Source organism: Mesorhizobium sp. M7A.F.Ca.US.005.03.2.1, from assembly GCF_003997795.1.
GTDB lineage: Bacteria > Pseudomonadota > Alphaproteobacteria > Rhizobiales > Rhizobiaceae > Mesorhizobium > Mesorhizobium ciceri.
In genome coordinates this window covers 1-4,292 of the sequence record NZ_RZRP01000548.1, presented here as the reverse complement: position 1 = coordinate 4,292, position 4,292 = coordinate 1, and the positions used below count along the sequence as shown (strand labels likewise).

The 4,292-nt window shown below is 58.5% G+C and carries 6 protein-coding genes; 4 read left to right on the top strand and 2 right to left on the bottom strand.

Translation table 11 applies throughout. The features are described 5' to 3' along the window. The first annotated feature begins 973 nt into the window (after nt 1-973). Complete coding sequence (locus EN991_RS25310; protein ID WP_127367678.1) at nt 974-1,276, top strand: hypothetical protein; 303 nt, start codon at nt 974-976, stop codon at nt 1,274-1,276. Between the two features lie 60 nt (nt 1,277-1,336). On the opposite strand, the gene EN991_RS25305 is transcribed toward EN991_RS25310, so the two are convergent. Both EN991_RS25305 and EN991_RS25300 read right to left on the bottom strand, forming a co-directional pair. Beyond that, nucleotides 1,337-1,840 (bottom strand): hypothetical protein, encoded by a 504-nt coding sequence (locus tag EN991_RS25305; RefSeq protein WP_127369786.1) that lies wholly within the window; start codon nt 1,838-1,840, stop codon nt 1,337-1,339. 83 nt (nt 1,841-1,923) lie between these two features. Continuing rightward, a complete protein-coding gene (locus EN991_RS25300) occupies nt 1,924-2,328 on the bottom strand; it encodes a host attachment protein (protein ID WP_127369785.1) in 405 nt (134 codons plus the stop codon). Nucleotides 2,329-2,616: 288 nt separating this feature from the next. On the opposite strand from EN991_RS25300, the gene EN991_RS25295 reads away from it, so the two are divergent. The 3 genes from EN991_RS25295 to EN991_RS41805 all read left to right on the top strand — a co-directional run bounded on the left by EN991_RS25295 (nt 2,617) and on the right by EN991_RS41805 (nt 4,174). Further along, entirely contained in the window at nt 2,617-3,099 is a 483-nt protein-coding gene (locus EN991_RS25295) for a DUF982 domain-containing protein (protein WP_245459233.1), read from the top strand. A gap of 490 nt (nt 3,100-3,589) precedes the next feature. Beyond that, on the top strand, nt 3,590-3,754 hold the full coding sequence (locus tag EN991_RS41810) for an HWE histidine kinase domain-containing protein (protein ID WP_348629906.1): 165 nt from the start codon (nt 3,590-3,592) through the stop codon (nt 3,752-3,754). A 99-nt stretch (nt 3,755-3,853) separates the two neighbouring features. Then, nucleotides 3,854-4,174: a sensor histidine kinase gene (locus EN991_RS41805; protein WP_245472551.1), complete on the top strand. Its 321-nt coding sequence runs from the start codon at nt 3,854-3,856 to the stop codon at nt 4,172-4,174. Nucleotides 4,175-4,292: the final 118 nt, after the last annotated feature.

Below are 4,292 nucleotides of genomic sequence, written 5' to 3'. Positions count from 1 at the left end.
GGCTTTTCGCTTTGGATGGGCGCCGCCGGCTCACCATTGGCTGGCTTTTCGGAGGCTGGAGGCTGCTGGTCGGTTGAAGGTTGCTCTCCAGTCACAGGCTGCTTTGATGCAGGCCCCTCGGCGCCAGGCTGCTCGGCGGCAGGTTTTTTTGTAGGTTCCGCCGGCTGTTCGCCCTGTACAGGCGCAGGCTGATCGGTCGCAGCGGGCGCTTGGGGAGCCGGGGTGGGCAAAGGCGCCTTGTCTGCGGGCGGCTGGACTTGCTTGCCTGCCGGTTCGTCGGGAGCCTTGTTGGGCGCAGGCTCGGCTGGCGGCGCCGGCACAGGCTCGGCTGTTGGAGCGGGCTGTTTCTTCGTCGACAGTTCAGCCGGTGGCGTGGATTCTGGAACGGGAGTTGACTCAGACGCCGGAGCTGCCTCTTTTGGCTGCTCCTGCGGTTTTGGAGTAGGCTGTGGTTCGGTCGCTGGAGGTGGAGCAGCGTTTTCGGACGGAGCCTGTTGCCTTAGCGCGCAGGCTTCGGCGGACTCGCCCTCCTTACATTTCAACTTGATAAAAATCGGCGTTGCGGATTCGGCGAACCGTCCAGCGCTGAATGCTGCGCTGAGCGGCGCCCCTAACGGCACCGAGGCGATGAGCAACCCGAGTGCGGTGCTGGCCAAAATCTTTGGTCGGCGTGTCATTTGAATCTCCGTGATGTGTCCCCTCGCTATGCAAACTGGCCACTGCCACGTTGGTTCCCCGAAGCCAAAGAAGCAGGGCATCACTGAAGCGGAAGCTCGCGAGCTTGTCAGCTTATTGTGCCGCGCCAAATGGTCGTAGCTCATGCGGGAAGCCCGGCTGTCAATTCGCAAGCCCTGAATCTCAAACTGACCTGTACGGGCGGGCCGCCATTGTTGACTCAGCCTATGCCAAACGCGTAAGTCCCGGTTCGCGCACGACGTCCAGGGCGCAGCTTTTCAACTTTGAAGGTATCAAAATGGACGACAAATATGCCAATGCGCGAGAGCACTTTTTCGCGGCAATTCGCACACTAGCAGCCTCTACCGACGCCATACAAACGCGATTGATCGACGCAAATGTGAACATTCTGCACGTTACCATCGATGAATTCGATGGTGACCGGGAGCTCAAGTTCAAGTTCGCAAAGATACTGGATCTTCTGGCGATCGATCAGGACGATATGGGGGTCGTGGCTGTTGAGACAGCTGCGCACATGACTGACTTTGAAGCCGTCAAAGTCGCGGACCTGATTTGCGATTTTTACTACGAGCTCACGTAATAGTCGGCCCGGCAGCCCCGTCTTCGACTAGCGAGGCGTCGGATATTTGCCGACCAGACGCTAGGAGCGGCTGAGATCAATCCGACTGATCACAATGGTCTTGCCCGTCGCCGGATCCTTATCGATCGTCGTTAGGCGCATCCCATTGTCACCAACTTTTTCCAGCCTCAGCTGGGCCGTACGGTCGCCATTGACTTCCTTTGCCCAATGGATGCCTAGAACCAGTGCGTTGCCTGATCGACCGCCACTGAGGCCAGCCGGACCGGTGCTCGATCCGGTGTATATGCCCGTATAGGTTTTGCCATTCGTCTTCACGTCGGCGCCGATCGCCCGCGAGAAGACCACGTAACCTGTACACTTGCCGTTAAGCGCCAATGAGCTTTCAGTCGCGTCAGATGCAAATTTGCAGTTGATTTTGATGGGTTGGGAATCAGCGTCGACCTTGACCGTGCCCTTGCCAACCCAGCTGCCGGCAAACGATTTCAGAAAGGCGCCGTCAGCGGCCTGAGCAGGCGCTGTAATGCAAAGCACTGCTGCGGCCAACCATCCAATGGATTTTGTCATGATAAAGTCCTTCAATTCGACGCAGGCGCGAATACGATCAGAGCGCGGGCGCGATGCAGATTTGAGTTCTGTCGATTATGCGTCTAGGCGCTGGCAACTGCCTTCTCTATCTCGTGGGCCGAATGGCCGGTGAGATCCTTGGCGATTTCGCCAATCAGAACGTCCGATAATTTCTGATGATAGTGCTTGCGCAGTTCGCCAAGCGTTCGAGGAGCGGCGATGATGATCAGATTGGCGATTTCTCCGCCGAGGACGTGTCGGTTGAGCAGTTCGGCGGTTCCGGCCGCAAAATTGTCCTCCTCGATTTGACTGTTGTCCGGATTGGCGGAGCTGCTCTGATGACGCGCACCGGATCCCTTGTTCTCGTTTGCGACGTCTTCCACGACCGAGGCCGTCAGCTTTGGATTGGCTTCGTCTCCTGAATTGCGGAACAGATTGAGCCTTTCGCCATCGGCCACAGCAACGGTCGCACCTTTAGGAATATCCATGTGTGAATGTTCTCCGAGATTGCGCCAGCCCTAGCTATTCGGTTGGGGCCTGCTGACGTCAGTCTTAACGCCCCAAGCCGCCAATGGATGCTTTGATCTGAGCCTTTCGTCGACGCCCGGCCGACTAAGGGCCGCGCCGACCGCCTACATGCCCCCAAACGGTGGCGCCTCATTGTGAGATCGGCGTCAGGTGCCTGACGTTGGACGGATAGGCCGCGTTACATGTTGCGCTGGAACGAATGTCGTCGCGCCCCGTTCGCTGAGAGATGGTGGGATAGGGGTGACGCGATGCACGACGCTTTTTTCAGGGTTCCAGTAACGATCGAGTTGCCAAATGGAGAACTCCGCAGGTTGTCCAGTGCTTCCGAGGCTGCCATCTTGCTGATGGAGAAGTGGCCGGACGAGCACGGATCAATATACCGAGACGCGTTGCAGGCCTGTACCGGCTCACTGACTTCGGACGACGAGGTGGAAAATGCCCGGCAGGCGTTTTTGGCGGCTGCAGAGGAGGCAGGGCTGACCGTGCAAGGCGTGCATTACAATGAGGACACCCCATCGCCGCGTTCGATAGAACAGCCGAAATCGTCATACATCGCCGATGAGAAGCGACGGGATCGTGGGCATAGGGAGGAGCAAGAAGACTTTCTCATCCGTTTCCTGGCGCGCGAAACCGGGATTACGGAAGCCCAGGCACGCGAGCTGATCGATATGGTCGGTACTGATCGTGGATCATTGCTGCGAGAGGCGAGAATATTGAAGGCGCGGCGCTGAGACGCCGGAATCTGGCAATGTTCCGGAACGAGTGCGCCGCCTAGGCTGATGATGGGGGGACGCCCTAGGTAGGTAGGGTGGCGTTCAGTGCCTGACGATGTCGTCCTGCTGTACTTAGTCGTTTGATGTTGAACGCCGAGGTTCCCTCCGCAGGTCGAAACGCGTTGCGCTCGCAGTCCGTCAGGATGCCTCAACGATGGCCAGAAAGCCGTTCATTGACGGAAATGCCATTATACCGGCAGTGAATTTATCGTCCTTTGTAAAGGGTGCGCCAGCTTTCGCTCGAGCAGGCTTGACCGGACCCGCATCGCCACCTTGGCGCGAGGACCAAGTTTGATTTGGGACCGCGGGCGATCCAGCACATGTCGGGATTGCGGCGCCAAGACTGGGCATAGGATCTGCGATTTTTCCCAGCGCTGATGTTCGGCACCTTCGTTAATGTGACCGGCCGCAAGCAGGCGGAAGAAGCCGCGAGCTTCTGGCCTGCGAAATGAGCCATCGCGTCAAGAACCTGCTGACCATAGACTCCGGCCTTACTGCCATTAGCTCGCGTTCGACGACGACGACCAATGACCTGGCGCGCGAGCTTACACAGCGGTTGACTGCCTTGGGGCGAGCCCATCATCTGGTGGCGGCCGGTGCCCGGCCAGACTGAGGCCGCCTCTGCGCTGCTTGCGACCTACTTACGGTACTGCTTGCGCCTTATGACGATCTGGGGGCGTTTAGCGGCCGCATCAGGGTGTCGGTGCGAAGGATGAGTGTTGGTGAATCATCGGCAACTATCCTGGCGCTTATCATTCATGAACTTGCAACCAACTCTCTCAAATACGGCGCCTTGTCGGCGGAAGCAGGCACGCTGGATGTATCGTGCTCGGCGCAAGATGACGCCGTCACCATCGTCTGGACAGAAAGTGGCGGACCGCTCGTTGAGACACCTGCAGATCCGCCCGGCTACGGAAGCAGATTGGTCGAGCGTAGCGTAACCGGGCATCTGCGTGGCTCGATCGCTTACGATTGGGCAAAGCAGGGCCTGATCGTCACGCTGAAAATCCAGCCGCAGCGCCTCACACAATAACCGCGCGCTCGCCTTCAAAGGCCGAAGCTGGTGATCGAGCCCACGCCATGGAGGCGGAAGAACTGGCAGGGCGGCCATGTCAAGTTGAGACCAAGTCGCGTAAACTTGCCGCTATGGC